Below are 20,282 nucleotides of genomic sequence, written 5' to 3'. Positions count from 1 at the left end.
CGAAAACGGCCTGAAACATCGTGTGATGCGCAGGATCCCGCATCGATATGCGGCCGGACTGTAAGTCACAGCGACCTTGGAGAAGTTAACGGTGCAGTGGGACGACGAAGTCGACGTGGTGTGCGCCGGTGCCGGCGCGGCTGGGCTCGCACACGCCATCGCGCTTGACGAACTCGGTGGTGAGGTGTTCATCGCGGACTGGGGAGTCGCCGAGCACAACTGGCTCGGTACGAACGCGACCGATGAGTGCACCCGCCACTTCTTCGCCGAGATGACGTCGGACCTGGGACCGCTGCACGGTCAGTCCCACGATGTCGGCGTGCCGATCCGCGCCGTGCCCTCGCATGTGCCCGCCGATAGCGGTCGCACGGTGGCGCCGTTCGTCGGGGCCCGCCTGCGGGAATGGGCGGCCCAATGTCTGGCGACGCCGTTCGGTTACCTCTCGACCCGGCTTCCGGATTGGAGCGCGACGACCGTGCAGGCATCGGACGGCCAAATCCTCGAGGTCCTCGAGATCGGTGCGCTCTCCGCCGATTCCGGTGAGCTCGCCGGCTCCATACTCGATCTGCTCACCACGGGTGTGGCCGACCGTGACATCGAGGTGCATTCCGACCATGCGTTGCAACGCCTGGTTTTCGAGGAGGGCCTAGCGGTGGGCGCGGTGTTCGCGACTCCCGACGGGCCGATGGCGGTCCGGGCTCGGCACGGTGTCACGGTCACGAGCGGAGCCGTGCAACTCCCCGAAATCGATCCGCGGTCGGTGTCCGGCGACATCCTGCGTGTCTGCCTCGTCGGACAGCGTGCCAGCAGGTTCGGCCGCGTCGAGGTGCTCACCTCCGAACCGCCGGCAGTGTCCGGCGTCGCGTGCCATACGCGCGGTCGCCGGCTACCGGCCAATCTCCGTGAGACATACCGCCACTCAGGGTCGTGGCGATGCGGCAAAGTCCACGGGTACCCGTCCCTGGGCGAGTAGCGACTGCATCTCGGCGCCCGGCAGCGGACGCGACAACAGAAATCCCTGCGCCCGGTGGCATCCATGTTCGAGCAGGGTTCGCGCGGCCTCCTCGGTCTCCACACCCTCGGCGACGAGCTGCAGGCCGAACGCCTCGGCCAGCGCGATGATGGCGCGCACAATTGCGAGATCGCCGGGATTGTCGCCCAACTCGCGGACGAAGCCCTTGTCGATCTTCAGGGTGTCGACGGGCAGCGACTTCAGATGTGACAGCACGCTGTAGCCGGTGCCGAAGTCGTCGATGGCGACCTGCACGCCGACCTGTTTGAGGCCGGCCAGCGTTTTGCGGGTGGTCTCGATGTCCTGCACCACGACGCTCTCGGTGATCTCCAGGCACACCGATCCGCCGTCGAGGCCGAACTCGTCGATAGTCGCCGCGACCGATTCCACGAATCCGTCGCTCACCAGTTGGACCGGCGAGACATTGACCCGCAATACCGCGTCGCAGCCGACACCGTTGGTGCGCCACTGCGCGAACTCGCGGCAGGCCGTCCGCATCACCCAGCGTCCCAGTTCGCCCGCCAGGTTGATCGATTCGGCCACCCCGATGAAGGAGCCGGGCGCGAGCAGGCCGCGCGTCGGATGCTCCCAGCGGACCAGCGCCTCGGTGGCGAGGATCTCGCCGGTGCGCATGTTGACTTCGGGCTGATAGTGCAGCAGAAGGGCGCCCGTTTCGATGACGTTGTGCAGGTGAAGCTCGATGTCGTTGCGGAAGTCGGACTCCATCGACATCTGATCGGTGAAGACCGCGACCTCGTTGCCGCCGGATGCCTTGGCGGTCAACACCGCTTGGTCGGCGCGCCGCAGGAGGTCTGAGGTGTTGTCGCGGCCCGGCTCGCCCAGGGCCACACCGATGCTGACGGTGCGGGTGAGCGTCTCGCCGTCGACCGCCACCCGCTCGTTGAGCGTCGATTGCAGCCGAGTGGCCAACTCCCTTGCGGTGTCGACGTCCGTCGGCCCGGCAGGCACGACCACGAACTCGTCGCCACCGAGCCGGGCGAGGAACGTGCCGTCGTCGGCACTTTGGCGCAGCCGTTCGGCCAGGACGCGAATGAACCAGTCACCGGCGGTGTGGCCGAGGTAGTCGTTGATGGCCTTCAACCGGTCCAGATCGAAGAACAGCACCGAGACCGGCCCCGGTTGTCCCTGCCGCAGACGGGCGTCCAGGTGCGCCAGCAGCGCCCGCCGATTGCACAGTCCCGTCAAATCGTCGTGTTCGGCCAGGTAGCGCAGGCGATCCTCGGCTTCGACCCGCGCTTGAACCTGAGCGAACAGCGACGCGATCGCCTTGAGCGCGTTGAGTTCCTCGGACGTCCAGTCCCTGTCGCCGAACTTGACGAATCCGAGCACTCCGGAGGTGATCTCACCCGACAACATCGGGACGCAGGCCATCGACGTCGACGGAACCTGTCTGCCCTCGGCGATGGTCTGCTGGTACTCCTCGGTCGAGGGCTCCGGGCGGAACACGATCGGTTCTTTCTGATGCTCGCACCGGGCGAACACCGGGTCGGCGTCGGCGAAATACACCACACCCAACGGGTCGGGATCCGGAATCCCGGGGCGGACCGGCCACTCCGCGACCAGCACGGACGCGCGGATCCGGTGATCGTTGTGGCGCAGGAAGCTGACGTCGACGCCGAGGTACTCGACGAGGTCGGCCAGCACCCGCTGGCTCACCTCCACCTGCGTCGCGGCGTTCACGCCCATCAGGTGCGTGGCGACCGACGTGACGAGGTTCTCGAGACTGCTGGGCACTAACCCTCCCTAACGCCGTCGGCGTTGTCGCGACGGTAGTGACTGCGGCGCCGGCTTCTGACCGACGGGCGGGCTGCGTAGGTGAACCTGAGGATCAACGCCTGTGACTCAGCCGTACCGGTTCCCACGAGTTGCCGAAAATCATATTGCAGCCTGGCGAGGTCGTCGGCGAAAGCGGGCGACACCCGGCGGCGGTCCTGCTCGTCGAGCACATACAGAAACGGTGGTGAAAGCGGTTGTACGGCAAGCCCGTGCTGCTGGGCCCGGATCCACACCGACTCGACGGCCGCCCCGGCGTGTGCGTAGTCGGCCAGACGGTGCCCGCCCACCGAGATGACCGCCAGACCGGCGCAGTCCAGCACGCGGCGCGCGGTGTCTTCGCCGAGGACCCGCCCGCCGTCCCACGCCCTCACGTGGCCCATCACCTCCGGCCGGCGCAGGACGTCGAGCATCACCAGGTCCGCGGGAGCGAGCTCGAGCGTGCGTACGTCGATGCCGGACTCCAGCGAGGCCGAGTCGGGCCACCGCAGTTCGGCGAACATCTCAGCGTGCAGGCGCGGAGTCAGATATCGGATGCGATCGGCGGCGGCCAGAATCGCTGCGGCCGATTCGAGGTCGGGCCGGTCGGTCAGGACCCTCAACCGGGCGCCTTCGGCCTCCGCGGCGGCGATCAGGGTCGCGATCGTGTCGGCAGGGATCGGCGCGGCGTTGCCGAGACGCCGATTGGTCTCCCGGGCCAGCATCGGCTCGTAGAGCGATGCGAGTTCGGGGTCGTCGCCCGGCGCGAGATGCACCGTCGCGACCAACGGTGAAGCCTCGTCACCGGCGCCGTAGTGCACCTGTGCGGTCATCTGGTGGGCGGCGGCCGCGACGCGGGCGTTGAAGGTCGCGGCGCCGATCGCGAGGGCGCTGGCACGCAGACCGACGTCCATCGTCGTGGTGAACCGCGGGTCCAACGCGACGGTCACCGATCCGGCGGTGACCTCGATCCGCCATGGCTGCGCATTGCCGCCCGAGGGCGCGCGCTGCGCGGCGGCAGCGATCGCGTCCGTCGCCCGGTGCGGCCGGTCCTCGGCAGGGTCGTCGACCGGGTGGTCGACCGGGTGGTCGCCGACGGGCACGACCGGGGCGTCGAGGCGGTCAAAGACTTCGGCGATGTCCATCCGCGCCCGTCCGGACGGGAGGTGCTCGCCAAGGCCGATCCGCCGGACCGCTTCGGCGACCAGGCTCGTGTTCAGCGCCACCTCGGAGGTCAACTGCGGCCACGTCGAGAGGGTCTGTCCCACCTCGATCAGCGAGGCCGCCATCCGGGCCGAAACCTGGCTGGCCTCGGCCAGTCGAAGCGAGTAGGGCAGCTTGTCGGTGCTGCTGAGATTCGCCAGGCCGGCCGCGTCCATGTCTCCGACGAGGCCGTGCAGGATCGGGCGTGCCGGATCGACATCGAACCGCTCGACGTCGAGCAGCGCGCGATCGCTGGTCGTCATCAGCACCGGGATCCCGCGCTCGCGTGCGGCCTCGCGGACCAGCAGCTTGGCGTCCAGGGAGTCGCATTCCTCGATGACGAGGTCCACGCCGTCGAGGAACTCGTGCACGGTTCGCTCGTTGACGCCGGCGACGTCGACGCGCACCGGCAGATACGGATCGAGTTCGGCGATCCTTCTGGCGCACACGACCGCCTTGTTCACACCGATGTCGAGCACCGAGGCGGGCACCCGGTTCAGGTTCGTCAGATCCATGTCGTCGAAGTCGCTCAACCGCAAGGCGCCGCACAGCCCCTGAGCCGCGAGCGCGTAAGCGATCGTATGACCGACACTCAAACCGACGACGCCGACGGTGAGGCCGCCGAGCTTCTTCTGTTCGGCGGCCGTGATCAGGTTGCGGTTGCGATCCAGACGGACACGGCGAAAACCTCGTGGGCCGAGGATGCTGGCCGCGGCCCGGCGCCACGGATAATAGACCCATCGAATCGGTTCAGCGAGAACGTCTTCCGGCGGTGGTCGCCGCATTTCGCGCAGCACCTGCTGTTGGTGTGCTGCGCCGTCGGTGATTTCGATGCTCGAATCCGACTGCAGTTGGGCGAGGACGGGATCGTCGGCGCGCAGAACTACTGCAGTGCACCAACTCGGATCGCCGTCCCCGCCGATCACCGCTCGGTCCCGGTGGCGGCCGATAACCCGACCGCCTTGTGGACAGGCGCCAGCATCTGCTGTTCGGCAAAATACAACGAAAGCTGTTTAGGGTCGGCATGTTTGGCGAACGTCGCACGATCCCACCAGGCCAGTCGGGTTTCATAACGCTCGTCGGGATACGGCGTCGGAGGAATCTTCGTTGCGAGAATGCCGCCGGACGAGAGCCATCGCTTGAGCACATAGGAGGCCGCCGTCGCGACGATGAACTGAATGTCGAGAAGCCCCATCGCGTGCAGCGGTGTTCGGGAGATGGCATAGGTGAGCTGACGATTGCGATCGGGATCATCAGTCACCCATGCGGTTTTCATCTCCACGACGCCGAATGGTAGCCGGTCGCTGATCATCTTCCGCACCGCGTCGAAGCCCGGCTGGCCGTTCCACTCCAGCAGTGCATGGGCCTCGTCGGCCGACTGGTAGGGCCCTTTCGCGCGAAGGCCGCCGACCACTTTTCCCGATCGGTCGACGCAGGCGGCGAACAGGATGGTGTCCGAGCCGGTGTGCAACGCATCCATGTCGAGTGCCTTCGCCACACCATGCTTGGTGTAACTGCGCGTCGCCCCGTGCACGAAATCCCGCCAGAGCTCGGGCTCGACCGCGGGGTGCGCAAAGGTGATCGTGCAGTCGGTCTCCGAATCCCAGAAACTGGGAGTCTGTCGCAAACTGGCGGCGACATCGGTGGCGGACTGGATTTGTGCAATGGTCATAATGGTCCGATCATCGGGCAGTTCCCATGGACAGGTCGCTGCTGATTACGTGTGGATTTCCCACATCCATATGAGTATCTCGCCGAGTGCTGTTTTATTACCAGCAAGCGCACTGATCTTGTTGTGAAAAAGCGTGTTGTCGGCGCGAAAAAGATGTCCGGCATCGTGCGGTGGATCGCATACAGCTAATTAATGGAGACCCGCCCGCGGAATGGATGGGACCCGCCCGCGGATTCCGATCGCAAACCCGTGATGTGGTGGTTCACCTGCGCATGTGGCGGCCCAGTGCCACGCTGGGACAGGTGACCGGGGGATATCCGAGTCCGGGTTCAGGGAACCTGCCCGTTAAGGATGTGGGCAGGTTACTGCTTCGCTGTGTGGACCGGCCAGGATTGGTGGCGGCCGTCAGCGCATTTCTCGCCGCCGCCGGCGCGAACATCGTGTCGCTGGATCAGCACGCGACCGAACAGTCGGGCGGCACATTCATGCAGCGCACCATTTTTCACCTTCCCGGCCTGACCGCCGCACGCGATGAGCTCGAACGCGAATTCGCCGAACAGGTCGCCGTACCATTCGGTATGGACTTTCGGCTCACCGAAGCCGCGAAACCCAAACGGGTGGCGATCATGGCCTCCAAAGAAGACCACTGCCTGCTCGATCTGCTGTGGCGCAACCGGCGCGGCGAACTCGACATGTCTGTGGCCATGGTGATCTCGAACCATCCCGACCTCGCGGATCAGGTCCGGCCCTTCTCGGTTCCGTTCATCCACGTACCGGCCAGTAGGGAAATCCGCGAGGATGCCGAACGTCGCCAGCTCGAGTTGCTGCGCGGCAACGTCGACCTGGTGGTCCTGGCGCGCTATATGCAGATCCTCACGCCGCGATTCATCGCCGACGTCGGGTGCCCGCTCATCAACATCCACCACTCGTTCCTGCCGGCGTTCATCGGCGCCGCGCCGTATCGGCGGGCCAAGGAGCGAGGGGTCAAGCTCGTCGGCGCCACCGCGCACTACGTGACCGAGGACCTCGACGAGGGCCCGATCATCGAGCAGGACGTGGTGCGGGTCGACCATAGGCACGGCGTGGAGGATCTGGTCCGCCTCGGATCGGACGTCGAACGCGTTGTTTTGTCCCGAGCGGTGCTGTGGCACTGTGAGGACCGCATCATCCGATTCGGCAACCAGACCGTCGTCTTCTAGCCGAATCCCATCGCCGGTACGAAGGAGAAGTAGTGAAGAAGTTCAGCGACCTCGACGAGTTCATCGCGGCCGAGGGCAGCCAGCTCGGCCCCACCGAATGGCTCGAAGTCACCCAGGACCGCGTCAACCTGTTCGCCGACGCGACCGAGGACCACCAGTGGATCCACGTCGACCCCGAGAAGGCGGCCAACGGGCCGTTCGGGGCGACGATCGCCCACGGCCTGCTGACGCTGTCGCTGCTCCCGTACTTCTCGCATCAGCTGTACACGGTCGGCAACATCGCGATGGCCATCAACTACGGCTACAACAAGGTTCGCTTCATCACACCGGTCAAGGTCGGCGCCAAGATCCGCGCCACGGGCGAACTGACGAAGATCGACCAGCTCGACGGCGCCGTGCAGTCGACGATGACCACGACGATCGAGATCGAAGGCTCGGAAAAGCCTGCCGCCGTTGCGGAGTCGATCGTGCGCTTCATCCGCTGATTCAGTACTGAGTGGAGCCCTGATCCACCGGAATGGCCGTCGCCGTCATGTGTTTCGACTCGTCGCCGGCCAACCAGCACACCACCTCGGCGACGTCTTCGGGTTGCAGGACCCACGTCGGCAGAAACGGCGTCATCATGTGCTGCAGCGACGGGTTGGTCTCCATCACCTTGGCGATCGCGGTGATCATGTCGCCCGAACCCATCGGGGTGTTGACCGGGCCGGGGTGCACGCTGTTGACGCGGATCGAGTGCTTTCCGAGTTCGGCGGCCAGGGCGCGGGCCATGCCGGTGACGGCGTGCTTGCTCGCGGTGTAGTGAACCATGAACGGCTGCAACTTGATTCCGGCAGCCGAGCTGATCAGGATGATGGACCCGCCCCGGCCGCCATCGATGATGTGCTGCGCGCCGGCCCGAACGGCGTTGAAGGTTCCTGCCACGTTGATGTCCATCACGTCGCGGAAGTCCTCCGGCGTGATCTCGTCCCACAGCTGCGGTGGCGAGATACCCGCGTTGGCAACGATCACGTCGAGCCGGCCGAATGCGGCAACCCCTTCGGCGACAACCTCATTGAGGGTCTCGGCGTCACGGGTGTCGGCCTGCGCGGTGAGGATGCGGCGACCGGTGGCCTCGACCAGCCGGGCCGTCTCGGCGAGTTCCTCAGGTGTCGCATGGTCGTAAGGCACACAGTCCGGAAGCTTTCCGGCGATGTCGACGGCGATGATGTCGGCGCCCTCGGTGGCCATCCGGACGGCGTGAGCGCGACCCTGACCCCGCGCGGCGCCGGTGATGAACGCGACCTTGTCGGTGAGCCTGTTCACGAGCGCTCCTTCTGTGCGGCCTTGACGAGGTTGGACCCGATGATGAGACGCTGTATCTCGCTGGTGCCCTCGTAAAGTCGCAGCAGGCGGACATCGCGATAGATGCGTTCGACGGGAACCTCGCGCATGTAGCCGCTGCCGCCGTGGATCTGGACCGCGATATCGGCGACATCACCGGCCATCTCGGTGCAGAACAGCTTGGCAGCCGACGGTGCCACCCTGCGGTCCTCGCCGGTGACCCATTGGCGCGCGGCCTCGCGGACCAGTGCGCGGCCGGCCATCACGCCGGTCTGCTGATCGGCGAGCATCGCCTGCACCAATTGGAAGTTGCCGATCGGCGTATCTCCCTGGGTCGCAGTGGCGGCGTAGGCGACCGACTCGTCGAGCGCGCGTTGCGCGGCCCCGACCGCCAAAGCGGCGATGTGTACGCGTCCGCGAGCCAACGAGATCATCGCGGCGCGATAACCGATGTCCTCGCTGCCGCCGACGAGTGCTTCGGCGGGCACACGCACGTCGTCGAAGCTGACGTCCGCCGTCCACGCGCCCTCCTGGCCCATCTTCGCGTCCTTGGCGCCGACCTGGACACCGGCGGCGTCGGCGGGCACCAGGAACACAGCGATGCCCGCGCCGTCCGCATCGGCGGGGCGGCTGCGGGCGAACACGACGAAAAGGTCGGCGGTCGGGGCGTTGGTGATGAACCGCTTCTGACCCGTGATCACCCAATCGCTATCTTGCCGAACGGCTTTGGTGCGAAGTCCCGACGGATTGGAGCCCGCGCCGGGCTCGGTGAGTGCGAACGATGCGACGACGTCGCCGGTGGCCATCGGCTCGAGCCAGCGGGCCTTCTGCTCGTCGGTGCCGAATCCGACAAGGACCTGTCCCGCGATGCCGTTGTTCGTCCCGAACATCGAGCGCAGAGCCAGCGAGGTGTAACCCAGCTCCATCGCCAGCTCGACGTCCTGCGAGAGGTCCAGCCCCAGCCCGCCCCACTCCTGGGGGATCGCATAGCCGAAGAGCCCCATCTTCTTGGCCTGCTCGCGAAGGTCGTCGGGGACCCGGTCCCCGGCCAGGATCTCCTGCTCACGGGGGATCACCGCGGTGCGGACGAAGTGACGGGTCTGCGCCAGGATCTCCTGGAAGTCCTCGTCGCTGACTTCGGATGTCGCCATCCTGTGCTCCTTGTCCTCATCTGCTCGCGCGAGCGTCGCTGCGAGTCGCGGCGAGCACGCGCGCGGTGTGACCGGTCGGCCCATCGAATGGGGGCGATCATATATGAAATATGATGTTCGATTGACGCGGCCCCGGGTGGGCCTTGACCAGTGGAAGGGGTGATCAGGTGTCGCTGTTGACCGGACAGACGGCGGTCGTGACCGGAGGCGCGCAGGGCCTGGGATACGCGATCGCCGAACGGTTTATCGCCGAAGGCGCGCGGGTGGTGCTTGGCGACGTGGATCTCGCCGCGACCGAAGCCGCGGCCGGGAAACTCGGCGGCGAGGACCTCGCGCTGGCGGTGCGCTGTGACGTCACCAAGGGCGCCGACGTCGAGGCGTTGGTCGGCGCCGCCCTCGAGCGGTTCGGTGGGCTGGACATCATGGTCAACAACGCCGGGATCACCCGTGACGCGACGCTTCGCAAGATGACCGAGGAGCAGTTCGATCAGGTCATCGCCGTGCACTTGAAAGGCACATGGAACGGGCTGAAGGCGGCGGCGCCGATCATGCGCGAGAACAAGCGCGGCTCGATCGTCAACATGTCATCGATCTCGGGCAAGGTCGGCATGATCGGCCAGACCAACTACTCGGCGGCCAAGGCAGGCATCGTCGGTATGACCAAGGCGGCGGCCAAGGAACTCGCCCATCTCGGGGTGCGGGTCAACGCGATTCAGCCGGGACTGATCCGCTCGGCGATGACGGAGGCCATGCCGCAGAAGGCGTGGGACCAGAAGTTGGCCGAGGTGCCGATGGGCCGCGCCGGTGAGCCGGAGGAGGTGGCCAAGGTCGCCCTGTTCCTGGCCAGTGATCTGTCGTCGTACATGACCGGGACCGTTCTCGAGATCACCGGAGGACGACACCTATGAGCACCCGCGAGGCCGTCATCTGCGAACCGGTGCGAACGCCGATCGGCCGTTACGGCGGAATGTTCAAGTCCCTCACGGCCGTCGATCTCGGCGTCACCGCACTCAAGGGTCTGCTGGAGCGCACCGGGATCGAGCCGGGAGCAGTCGAGGACGTGATCCTTGGTCACTGCTATCCGAGCAGCGAGGCGCCCGCCATCGGCCGCGTCGTGGCGCTGGACTCCGGGCTGCCGGTGACCGTGCCCGGTATGCAGGTCGACCGGCGGTGCGGTTCGGGTCTGCAAGCCGTCATCCAGGCGTGTCTGCAGGTTGCCAACGGCGACAACGACGTCGTGATCGCGGGTGGCGCGGAGAGCATGAGCAACGTGACGTTCTACTCGACCGACGTCCGGTGGGGCCCTGCGCCCGGCGGGGTCATGCTGCACGACTCGTTGGCCCGCGGCCGCACCACCGCCGGTGGCAAGCACTATCCGGTGCCCGGCGGGATGCTCGAGACCGCCGAGAACCTGCGCAGGCAGTACGACATCTCGCGGGAAGAGCAGGACGAGCTGGCCGTGACGTCTCATCGTCGCGCGGTGGCCGCCCAGAAAGACGGCATCCTGGCCGAGGAGATCATCCCCGTCACGGTGCGCACCCGGCAAGGCGAAGAGGTGATCGACACCGACGAGCACCCGAGACCCGACACCTCGCTCGAATCACTGGCGAAGCTGAGACCCGTTCTCGGCAAGCAGGATCCGGACGCGACGGTCACCGCAGGCAACGCGAGCGGCCAGAACGACGCCGCATCGATGTGCGTGGTGACCACGCGCGACAAGGCCGAAGAGCTGGGACTGACGCCGCTGGTGCGGCTGGTGTCGTGGGGTTCGGCGGGCGTGGCCCCCAACGTCATGGGGATCGGGCCCGTGCCCGCCACCGAGGTGGCGCTGGCCAAGGCGGGACTGTCGTTGGCCGACATCGACCTGATCGAGCTGAATGAGGCGTTCGCCGCGCAGGCCCTTGCTGTGATGCGGGAGTGGAGTTTCGGCGCGGCCGACACCGAACGCACGAACGTGCACGGCTCGGGAATCTCGCTCGGGCATCCCGTCGGCGCGACGGGCGGTCGGATGCTGGCGACGCTGGCGCGTGAACTGATGAGGCGCGGCTCCCGCTACGGCTTGGAGACCATGTGCATCGGCGGCGGCCAGGGGCTGGCCGCGGTGTTCGAGAGGGTCGACGCATGACCAAACTCGCGCAGACAGTGGGCCTGACCGATGTCCAGACCGAAATCCTGTCCACCGTGCGTCAATTCGTCGAGAAGGAGATCATCCCGAACGCGCCGGAGTTCGAGAAGACCGACACTTACCCACAGGCCATCGTCGATGCGATGAAGGAGATGGGGCTGTTCGGGCTGATGATCCCCGAGGAGTACGGGGGCCTCGGCGAATCGCTGCTGACGTACGCGCTGTGCGTCGAGGAGTTGGCGCGCGGCTGGATGAGCATCTCCGGTGTGCTCAACACCCACTTCATCGTCGCCTACATGTTGCGTCAGCACGGCACCGATGCGCAGAAGCACCGCTACCTGCCGCGGATGGCGACGGGGGAGACGCGCGGTGCGTTCTCGATGTCCGAACCCGAACTCGGTTCCGACGTCGCCGCGATCCGGACGCGGGCCACCCGCAACGACGACGGCACCTACCGGATCGACGGTCAGAAGATGTGGTTGACCAACGGGGGCACGTCCACCCTGGTCGCGGTGTTGGTCCGCACCGACGAGGGAGCCGACAAACCGCATCGCAACCTGACCGCGTTCCTGGTCGAAAAGCCGGTCGGTTACGGGGAAGTCGCGCCGGGCCTGACGATTCCGGGCAAGCTCGACAAGCTCGGTTACAAGGGCATCGACACCACCGAGTTGATCTTCGACGGCTACGTGGCCAAGGCCGACGACATCCTCGGCGAGGCGCCGGGGCAGGGATTCTTCCAGATGATGGACGGAATCGAGGTCGGCCGGGTCAACGTCTCGGCGCGGGCGTGCGGTGTCGGCATCCGCGCGTTCGAACTGGCGGTCCGCTACGCCCAGCAGCGCCAGACGTTCGGCAAGCCGATCTCCGAGCACCAGGCCATCGCCTTCCAATTGGCCGAAATGGCAACCAAAGTCGAGGCGGCCCATCTGATGATGGTCAACGCCGCCCGGCTGAAGGACTCCGGGGAACGCAACGACGTCGCGGCCGGAATGGCGAAGTACCTCGCGAGCGAATTCTGTTCGGAGGTCACCCAGCAGAGTTTCCGAATCCACGGTGGTTACGGGTACTCCAAGGAATACGAGATCGAGCGGTTGATGCGCGACGCGCCGTTCCTGTTGATCGGCGAGGGCACCAGCGAGATCCAGAAGAACATCATCAGCAAGCGGTTGCTCGCCGACTATCAGGTGTGACTGTGACAGCGCCCGAATTCGCCTTCCGGCCTCAACTCGCCGAGGACGTCGCACGTTTCGTGCGCAAACGCATCTTCGACGGCACCTACGGCGCCGGTGAGTACGTGCGGCTGGAGCAACTGGCCGCCGAACTGGGCATCAGCGTCACCCCGGTCCGCGAGGCGCTGTTCGAGTTGAAGGCCGAAGGGTTACTGGCCCAACAGCCGCGGCGCGGTTTCGTCGTGTTGCCGGTGACGGGCCGCGACCTCACCGACGTGTCGAATGTGCAGGCGTACATCGGTGGTGAGCTCGCGGCGCGTGCCGCGGCCAACATCACCGACGATCAATTGCGCGACCTGAAGCAGATCCAGTCCGACCTGGAAGCGGCGTACGCGGCCGTCGACGACGAGCGGGCGGTACGGCTCAACCACGAATTCCACCGTGCCATCAACGTTGCAGCGGACTCACCCAAGCTGGCCCAGCTGATGTCACAAATCACCCGCTACGCCCCCGAGTCGGTCTTCCCGGTCATCGCGGGCTGGCCGGAGAAGTCGAACGATCACCACCGCAGGCTGCTGGCCGCACTGGAACAGCACGACGAGCGCCTCGCCCGCGCCGAGATGTCTGAACACCTCGCCGCAGGCGCGAAGCCGTTGATCGACCACCTCACAGAGCGAGGCGTGGTCACCTGACCTGCTCGCGCAGGACTTCGCGCAGCGCCCGGACGTCGACCTTGCCCGACGCCTTGCGAGGGATGTCGTCGTCCTTGCCGGTCACGAGCCACACCGTCGGGACCTTGAAGGCGCTCAACCGGTTCCGGGCCTCGACGCGCAGCTCGTCCACGGGTCGTGCCGACACCACGACGGCACCGACGGCACCTGCCACGTCGGTGACGATCGCGTTCAGCACCCCGTCGATGGTCCGCAACGCGCGCTCCACCTCGCTGGGGTACACCGTCGCGCCGCTGACCTTGAACATGTCGTCGCTGCGGCCGTGGTAGAACATGAAGCCGTCGTCGTCGAGATGCCCGAGGTCGCCGGTCGGGTAGAAGCCGTCAGGAGTGAACACGTCCTCCCGGCTGCGGCGGCAGATACCCCGCATGACGTGTGGCCCGCGGATCTGGATCATCCCGATGGTCCCGGCCGGCACCGGCTCGCCGGTGTCGGGGTCGACGATGCGAACTTCTATGCCGTCGAAGGGTTTTCCGCAACTGCCCCATGCCGAGCGCGGCATGTCGGTGTCGGCGGGGTAGCCACAGTACGGTCCGAACGACTCGGTCATACCGAACAGATTGGCCCGGGCGCCGCGGGCCGCGCGCTGCTCGGGTGGCAGCAACGCCTCCATGCTGCCGGGCCGCAGCTGTGACAGATCAGCTCCCACAGCGGCGTTCGCGCGTGCCAGCGCCGCCGCCTGATCGGGCCAGCCGCGAAACAGCGTCACGCGCTCGCGTTCGATCAGGCGCAGTGTCGTCTCCGGGCGGGGCATCTCCTCGGTCACCAGCGTCGCACCGGTCAGCAGCGCAGACAGCAGGCCGCCCGCCAGCCCGCCCACCCAGAAGAACGGCATCGGTAGATACAACCGGGTGCCTGCGGAAATGCAACGCGCCGCCAAACCGGATCGCACCGCGCCCAGAGCGTTGCCGTGGGAATGGATCACACCCTTGGGTGGGCCGCTGCTACCCGAGGTGAACATGATCGCCAGCGTGTCGCTCGGGGTGACCGCGGCCGCGATCTCGTCGACGGGCGCCGCGCCACCCGATGGGAGCCGGTCCGCGCGCCAGACCTCGCGCAGAGCCGGGAGATTGCCGCGTTGGGCGCGGATGTCGTCGAGGTAGCGGTGGCCGCGGAATTCCTCGACGGCCACCACGAACTGCACCGCCGCCACGCGAAGCTGGGCCGCGAGTTCGGGTGGCTGCAACAGCGTGCTCAACGGCACCAGCACCGCGCCGACGCGGGTCAGCGCGATCGCGATCCGCACCCACTCGACGCAGTTCGGCATGATCAACGCGACCCGACTGCCCTTGCCCACCCCTGCGGCCACGAACGCGGCTGCCATCTCGCGCGTGTTGGCGTCGAGTCCGGCGTAGGTGATCTCGGCCGACGGGTCGATTACCGCCGGCTTGTCGCCATGTTCGGCGGCGCAGCATCGCACCAGCGCGTCGATCGTGTCAGACATCGAAAACCTCTGCCAATTTCGACAAGTCGACCTTTCCGCTCGACAACACCGGGACGTGGGCAGCGGGCACTGCGGCGAACCGCCGTGGGATCTTGTAGGAAGACAGCTCGTTCTTGAGTCGCTCACGACATCCGGTCTCGTCGAATGACGCACCGTCTTCCAGCGCGATGACCGCGGCGACCAGCTGGCCGCGTTCGGCGTCGGGGAGGCCGATCACGTGCGCGACGACACCGCCGGTCACCTTCGCGATCGCCCGTTCCACCTCCGCGGGTGCGACATTGGCGCCCGCGGTCTTGATCAGCGAGCCGCGGCGGCCGACGAAGTAGAAGAAGCCGTCGGCGTCAGTGCGAACGAGGTCGCCGGTGTGGAACCAGCCGTCGGAGTCGAAGCACTCCTCCCGGCTGCGCTTGTAATACCGCTGCATCATGAACGGCCCACGGGCGCACAGCTCACCGACGGAGCCGGTGCCCACGGGCGCTCCGGTATCGGGATAGACGACCTTGACATCGAATCCGGGTACCGGCTTGCCGAACGATCCGCGCCGATGCTCGGGCTGATCGGATTCGTCGGCGCAGGCGAGGATGACGCTTCCGGATTCGGTCATGCCGAGCATCGTGTGGCGCAGTTCGGGGTCGGCGGGCCGGACGTCGGACGCCATGATCGGGTACAGGTTGCCGCGCCTGATCGATGACAGATCGCGGCTGGGCAGGCTGGGGTGTCGCGCCAGGTGCGCGATACCCGCCACGAACCCGTTGGTCATCGTCGGCTTCTCGGCCTCCAGCAGGTCGAGTGTTTCGCCGGCATCGACGGCGTTGGAGCACAACAGCGTTGCGCCGGCGAGCAGGGTGGCCAACACCGAATAGGCGAACCCGCCGATCCAGAAGAACGGCGAATTGCTGAACAGCCTGACCTCGCCGGTCAGCCCGCGGATCTCATTGAGCACCACCTGGTGGTCTAGCAGCCCGGCGTGCGTGTGCACGACACCCTTGGGTGCGCTGGTGGACCCCGAGGTGTAGATGATCGCCAACTCGTCGCACGGTTCGACATCGGCTTCGAGCGCGGCCAACAGGTCGGCGTCGGCCAACTCCGTCGGCTCGGTGTCGACGAGAACGTGACGGAGCAGCGGAAGGCCCTCGACGTCGGCGAGCCGTTGTCGGTAGTCGTGAGATCGGTATGCCCCTGTGGCCAGGAGAATCTCGACATCGGAGTGGGCGAGTTGCTCGCGCATCTCCGGTGCGGTCGCCAGCGTCGAAACCGGGATCACCACGGCGCCGATCCGCGCCGCGGCCAGCATCGCCACGACGAACGCCGACCCGTTCGGATACAACACGCCCACGTGCGTGCCCTTGCCCGCGCCGAGACAGATCAGCCCGCGAGCCAGCCGGGCCGACCGGCGTTCGGCGTCGGTATAGCTCACCCGGTCCGCATCGCAGATCAGCAGCGGGTGATCACCCCGCGCAGCGGCCTGCGCGCGCAGCACCGACCCGACGGTGCGGTCAGCCATGGCCGGCGGTGGCTCCGGTCTCGAAGTGTTGCCGGACCGCGCTCAGGTCGGGTTTACCCGAGGGAGTGCACGGCATCTGCTCGACGATCGCAATCGCGGTGGGAACCTCATAGTGGGCCAAGTGAATTCGGAGGAACTCCTCGAGCGTCGCGGCGTCGACCGGCTCGCGCGGCTGCACCATCGCCACCGGTGTCTCGCCGAGCCGATCGTCGGGTCGACCGACGACAGCGGCGCTGTGCACCGCGGGGTGGCTCTCGAGTGCTGAGCGCACATCGTCAGGCATGACCTTGAAACCGCCGCGGATGATGGCTTGATCCGCGCGTCCCAGGATCCATACGAACCCGTCGGAATCGATGCGGGCCAGGTCGGTGGTGCGCATCCAGTCCGCCGCGGGGCCCACCTGGCCGGGCTTGACCTCGAGTAGACCGGGCTGATCGACGCCGAGGGGGCGCCCGTCATCGTCGACGACGCGCAGTTGTGCGCCGAGGCTGGCCCTACCCACACTGCCCCGCTTGGTCTGCCAGTACTGCTGGTAGTCGGCCAGCGTCCAGCCGGCAACCCCGCCACCGAACTCGGTTGCGGCATAAGACGTCAACACCGGCATGCCGAATTTCTCGGTGAACGCGTCGGCGTCCTCGGCGGACAGTGGTGCGGTGCCGGAGGTGACCGCCTGGATACCGGCCAGATCGTCGCGGGTCAGGTCCGAGTGCAACACGGTGCGCAGTGCCGCGGGCACAAGGGACACCGCGCGCGGACGGTGACGCCGCACCGCGTCGGCCCAGCGCGTCAGTTCGAAACGGTCGAGAAGGACGAACGAACGCCCCTCGCAGACGCACTGCAGCACCCGGAACACCCCACCGATGTGCACCAGCGGGGCGTTGACGATGGCCACCCCGCGCCGCAGTTGCTTCGGCGTCGGCGCTTCGTCGAAGCCTTCGCCGATCACGCTGTGCGCCAACATGTCGTAGGTGAGGTCAATCCGCTTGGGCGGCCCGGTCGTGCCGCTGGTCAGCATCCGCACCGCGACGCCGATGCGGTTCTCCTCGGGCACCAGGGCGCGGGCCGCGGTCAAACGGATGGGGTCGCGAACCGTCGAGATCGCCACCGTGTCGGTGCCCGGGGTGCGCACCAGCCGCGTCAGGTCGTCCTGTTCGCCGATCACCACCGGCAGCGCCCGCGCGGCGAGGTCGGCCCTGATGCGCTCGTCGCCGCGCGACGGGTTGACGACCACCACGGTGCCTCCACCGAGCAGGACACCGAGGAAGCTCGCGACATGGGCGGGCGTGTTGCGCAACAGCATTCCGACCTGGCGCCCCATCACCCCGACCCCGTGGACCTGCGAGGCCAGTCCGTACAACTGACCCCACGTGACCCATTGCCCTTCGTATTCGATGGCAGGGGCGTCCGGATCGATGGCGAGCACGTCCCTGATGCGTCTGCTGAGCGGGTGATCACCCATCAGCGGATCCTCGGTTCGGATCGCGTGGCCGTTGGCGCTTGGGCCAACTCGGCCTGACCGAGCGGATTGCCCAGCCGGGTGTAGATCAAGTTCTGCTCCATCGCTGCGCGATAGGGCTTCTCCAGCGACTCCCAGATCGCCTTGACGGTGCCTTGTGTCGCTGAGGGCGGTTTTGCGGCGATGCCGGCGGCGATCTCGTGTGCGCGTGTCCACAGGTGGCCGGCGGGAACCACCTCCGTCACCAAGCCCATCTGCAGAGCCGTGGTGGCGCTGACGCGTTCGTCGTTGCCCATCAACGCGATCCGCAGCGACTGGGCAAGGCCGACGCGTCGCATCAGCCCGATCGGTTCCAGTGCGCACACCAGGCCTGCGCTCACGTGGGAGTCGAAGAAGGTGGCATCCTGCGAACAGATGACCACGTCGGCCTCGTTGAGAAAATAGAACGCCCCCGCTGTGCACATGCCGTGGACCGCGCAGACAACCGGCTTCCACATCTTCTGCCACTTCGGGCTGAGGTGCTCGCCGGGATCCTCGTGGTTCCACACGTTTTGAGGCTGGCCGTAGGACTCCTTGATATCCAGGCCCGCGCTGAACGCGCGGTCGCCCGCCGCACGAAGCACCACCGCGTTGACCGCGTCGTCGGTCTTGACGAGCTGCCACGCCTGCGACATCTCCTCACACATCGCGCGGTTGAAGGCGTTCAGCGACTCCGGTCGGTTCAGCGTGATGGTCGCGACGTGGTCGGTGGCGTCCACATCGACGAGGATGGTCTCGAACGACGGCTCCGACATGTTATCGACACTGCCAGTTGGGGGTGCGCTTCTCCATGAACGCCTTGGGGCCCTCGGCGGCGTCGTCGGTGCGCACCACCCGCTCGCGGAACGTCTCGGCGAGGATCTCCGCCTCGTGCAGCGGCAGGTCGAGCGTCTTGTGGATGGCCAACCGGGTACCCCGGACCGCGAGCGGGGCATTCGAGTTGACGATGTCGGCGATCTCGTGCGCGCGCTCCAACAGTTTGTCGTGCTCGACCACCTCGCTGATCATGCCCAGCTCGTACGCCCGTTCGGCGCTCATCCGCTCGTGCTTGCCCATCAGCGCCATGCGTAGCGCGATGTTGCGCGGCAGGATCCGGGCCAGCCGGACCATCTCGCGGCCGGCCACCAGACCGATGCTCACGTGTGGATCAAAGAACGTGGCCTTGTCGGAGGCGATCGCGATGTCGCCGGTGGTGATCCAGTCCAGTCCTGCCCCACAACACAACCCGTTCACGGCAGTGAGGACCGGCTTGGCCATCCGCCGAAACGGGGGAGTGCCCTCCTGCGGCGCCTCCCACTGCTCGTAGGTGGACAGGTACGGCCGCTCGTAGATGACCCTGCCGTCCTCGGGGATCTCCCCGACATCGGCGCCGGTGCAGAACGCACGGCCCGTGCCGGTCACGATCAGGATCCAGATGTCGTCGTCGTTCTCGGCTTCGTCGTAGGCGTTGCGAAGCTCTGAGACCATGTGCGGGCTCAGCGCGTTGAGCGCATTGGGCCGGTTCAAGGTGATCGTGGCCTTGTGCCCGTCGACCTCGTAGGTGATGTTCTCGAAAGTGGGGGACATCGTCTTCCTATCCGTCAGCGCCCTTGGAATTCCGGCGGGCGCTTGTCGCGGAACGCCGCCAGCCCTTCTTTGAAATCGGTGGTTCGGCAGGATAACTCGACGTTGTAGAGCTCCCTGTCCATGGTGTCGGAAAGCGACGCGTGCTGACCGTAGTGCATGGATTGTTTGGCAAAGCCCATCGCGACGGTCGGCCCGGATGCCAACCGCTCGACGAGTTCGTCGCTCACCGCGGACAATTCGTCTTCGGGCACCGCAGCGTGGATCAGACCCCACTGCGCCGCGTCGGCGCCGCTGACCCTCTCGCCCAGCAGCAGCATCCGCTTGGCGCGTGCCAGCCCGACGAGGCGGGGCAGCAGCCAGGTCGAACCCGAGTCGGGGCTGAAACCGCGGCCGAGAAACGGCTCCCAGAACACGGCGTCCTTGGCGGCCACGGTGAAGTCGGCTGCCAGCGCCAGGTTGCAACCGAGCGCGGCGGCCCAGCCGCGCACCGTGCACACCACCGGTAGATGAAGTGTATGGACCAGTTCGACCACTCGGTGCGCGGTGTGGGGTTGGCGCCGGAGGATATCGCCGGTGCGGGGACGCCGGTCACCGGCGTTGGAAGCCACCCAGTCGACCCCGGCGCAGAAATCCGACCCTTCGCCACGGATGTGCACGGCGCGGAGGGAATCGTCGGTGGCGGCTGCGGTCAATGTCGCCACGAGCGTGTCGGTCATGCTGCGGCTCAACGCGTTACGCCGCGAAGGGCGGTTCAGCGTGATACGCAGGATCGCGCCGTCGCGCGAGGTCTCGACCACGCCGTCGTCAGCCGCATCGGTCACCGTTGAATCCGCCAATCTCGAGCTATACGGTTAGACATACAGTATTGCTATCTTGTAGAACTTAGCAAGGACAGCGGTCGGAAAGCTGTCGCCG

At 66.7% G+C, this 20,282-nt stretch carries 18 protein-coding genes; 7 read left to right on the top strand and 11 right to left on the bottom strand.

Translation table 11 applies throughout. The features are described 5' to 3' along the window. Positions 1-91 precede the first annotated feature (91 nt). Positions 92-973, top strand: coding sequence for a hypothetical protein (locus tag CEX88_RS13225; RefSeq protein WP_066842908.1), 882 nt, complete (start codon positions 92-94; stop codon positions 971-973). Here the strand turns inward: CEX88_RS13225 and CEX88_RS13220 are convergent. Genes CEX88_RS13220 through CEX88_RS13210 form a run of 3 tightly spaced genes read right to left on the bottom strand, consistent with a single transcriptional unit; the run spans position 920 to position 5,660 of the window. Next, positions 920-2,719 (bottom strand): putative bifunctional diguanylate cyclase/phosphodiesterase, encoded by a 1,800-nt coding sequence (locus CEX88_RS13220; RefSeq protein ID WP_274381109.1) that lies wholly within the window; start codon positions 2,717-2,719, stop codon positions 920-922. The genes CEX88_RS13225 and CEX88_RS13220 overlap by 54 nt on opposite strands. Positions 2,720-2,766: 47 nt before the next feature. Further along, positions 2,767-4,914: an Rv1355c family protein gene (locus CEX88_RS13215; RefSeq protein WP_094293815.1), complete on the bottom strand. Its 2,148-nt coding sequence runs from the start codon at positions 4,912-4,914 to the stop codon at positions 2,767-2,769. Then, positions 4,911-5,660 carry a hypothetical protein gene (locus tag CEX88_RS13210; protein WP_094293814.1) on the bottom strand — a complete coding sequence of 250 codons (750 nt, stop codon included), beginning with the start codon at positions 5,658-5,660 and terminating at the stop codon, positions 4,911-4,913. The genes CEX88_RS13215 and CEX88_RS13210 overlap by 4 nt, the downstream gene beginning before the upstream one ends. A gap of 272 nt (positions 5,661-5,932) precedes the next feature. On the opposite strand from CEX88_RS13210, the gene purU reads away from it, so the two are divergent. Then, a complete protein-coding gene (purU, locus tag CEX88_RS13205) occupies positions 5,933-6,859 on the top strand; it encodes a formyltetrahydrofolate deformylase (RefSeq protein WP_202931482.1) in 927 nt (308 codons plus the stop codon). Positions 6,860-6,891: 32 nt separating this feature from the next. Then, the gene (locus CEX88_RS13200) at positions 6,892-7,344 is read left to right on the top strand and encodes a MaoC family dehydratase (protein ID WP_064398279.1); all 453 of its coding nucleotides are present in this window, start codon (positions 6,892-6,894) and stop codon (positions 7,342-7,344) included. 1 nt (position 7,345) lies between these two features. Here CEX88_RS13200 and CEX88_RS13195 read toward each other — a convergent pair whose 3' ends face one another. Together CEX88_RS13195 and CEX88_RS13190 are read right to left on the bottom strand one after the other, a co-directional pair. Further along, the gene (locus tag CEX88_RS13195; RefSeq protein WP_064417611.1) at positions 7,346-8,164 is read right to left on the bottom strand and encodes a mycofactocin-coupled SDR family oxidoreductase; all 819 of its coding nucleotides are present in this window, start codon (positions 8,162-8,164) and stop codon (positions 7,346-7,348) included. Next, positions 8,161-9,333: an acyl-CoA dehydrogenase family protein gene (locus CEX88_RS13190; protein WP_094293846.1), complete on the bottom strand. Its 1,173-nt coding sequence runs from the start codon at positions 9,331-9,333 to the stop codon at positions 8,161-8,163. Before CEX88_RS13190 ends, CEX88_RS13195 begins: the two co-directional genes overlap by 4 nt. Positions 9,334-9,500: 167 nt before the next feature. Between CEX88_RS13190 and fabG the strand changes: the two genes are divergently transcribed. From fabG to CEX88_RS13170, 4 genes are read left to right on the top strand one after another with little or no spacing between them, the layout of a single operon-like run. Beyond that, positions 9,501-10,241, top strand: a complete 741-nt coding sequence (gene fabG / locus CEX88_RS13185) for a 3-oxoacyl-ACP reductase FabG (RefSeq protein WP_202931481.1) — start codon at positions 9,501-9,503, stop codon at positions 10,239-10,241. After that, positions 10,238-11,458 carry an acetyl-CoA C-acetyltransferase gene (locus CEX88_RS13180; protein ID WP_094293813.1) on the top strand — a complete coding sequence of 407 codons (1,221 nt, stop codon included), beginning with the start codon at positions 10,238-10,240 and terminating at the stop codon, positions 11,456-11,458. Before fabG ends, CEX88_RS13180 begins: the two co-directional genes overlap by 4 nt. After that, positions 11,455-12,648 carry an acyl-CoA dehydrogenase family protein gene (locus CEX88_RS13175; protein WP_094293812.1) on the top strand — a complete coding sequence of 398 codons (1,194 nt, stop codon included), beginning with the start codon at positions 11,455-11,457 and terminating at the stop codon, positions 12,646-12,648. The genes CEX88_RS13180 and CEX88_RS13175 overlap by 4 nt, the downstream gene beginning before the upstream one ends. A gap of 2 nt (positions 12,649-12,650) precedes the next feature. Then, entirely contained in the window at positions 12,651-13,319 is a 669-nt protein-coding gene (locus CEX88_RS13170; RefSeq protein WP_068198950.1) for a GntR family transcriptional regulator, read from the top strand. Here the strand turns inward: CEX88_RS13170 and CEX88_RS13165 are convergent. Genes CEX88_RS13165 through CEX88_RS13140 form a run of 6 tightly spaced genes read right to left on the bottom strand, consistent with a single transcriptional unit; the run spans position 13,312 to position 20,188 of the window. Further along, entirely contained in the window at positions 13,312-14,802 is a 1,491-nt protein-coding gene (locus CEX88_RS13165; protein ID WP_094293811.1) for a class I adenylate-forming enzyme family protein, read from the bottom strand. The genes CEX88_RS13170 and CEX88_RS13165 overlap by 8 nt on opposite strands. After that, entirely contained in the window at positions 14,795-16,306 is a 1,512-nt protein-coding gene (locus tag CEX88_RS13160; protein WP_094293810.1) for a class I adenylate-forming enzyme family protein, read from the bottom strand. The genes CEX88_RS13165 and CEX88_RS13160 overlap by 8 nt, the downstream gene beginning before the upstream one ends. Beyond that, positions 16,299-17,765 (bottom strand): class I adenylate-forming enzyme family protein, encoded by a 1,467-nt coding sequence (locus CEX88_RS13155; RefSeq protein ID WP_094293809.1) that lies wholly within the window; start codon positions 17,763-17,765, stop codon positions 16,299-16,301. Before CEX88_RS13155 ends, CEX88_RS13160 begins: the two co-directional genes overlap by 8 nt. After that, a complete protein-coding gene (locus CEX88_RS13150; protein WP_094293808.1) occupies positions 17,765-18,556 on the bottom strand; it encodes an enoyl-CoA hydratase/isomerase family protein in 792 nt (263 codons plus the stop codon). The genes CEX88_RS13155 and CEX88_RS13150 overlap by 1 nt, the downstream gene beginning before the upstream one ends. 1 nt (position 18,557) lies before the next feature. Next, positions 18,558-19,367: an enoyl-CoA hydratase/isomerase family protein gene (locus CEX88_RS13145; protein ID WP_094293807.1), complete on the bottom strand. Its 810-nt coding sequence runs from the start codon at positions 19,365-19,367 to the stop codon at positions 18,558-18,560. 14 nt (positions 19,368-19,381) lie between these two features. Next, positions 19,382-20,188, bottom strand: a complete 807-nt coding sequence (locus CEX88_RS13140; protein WP_094293806.1) for an enoyl-CoA hydratase/isomerase family protein — start codon at positions 20,186-20,188, stop codon at positions 19,382-19,384. Between the last annotated feature and the right edge of the window lie 94 nt (positions 20,189-20,282).

The sequence above is a fragment of the Mycobacterium neumannii genome (assembly GCF_002245615.1).
In the GTDB taxonomy this organism is placed as follows: Bacteria; Actinomycetota; Actinomycetes; order Mycobacteriales; family Mycobacteriaceae; genus Mycobacterium; species Mycobacterium neumannii_A.
The sequence above is the reverse complement of the archived record's forward strand: the minus strand, read 5'-3'. Positions and strand labels throughout refer to the sequence as shown.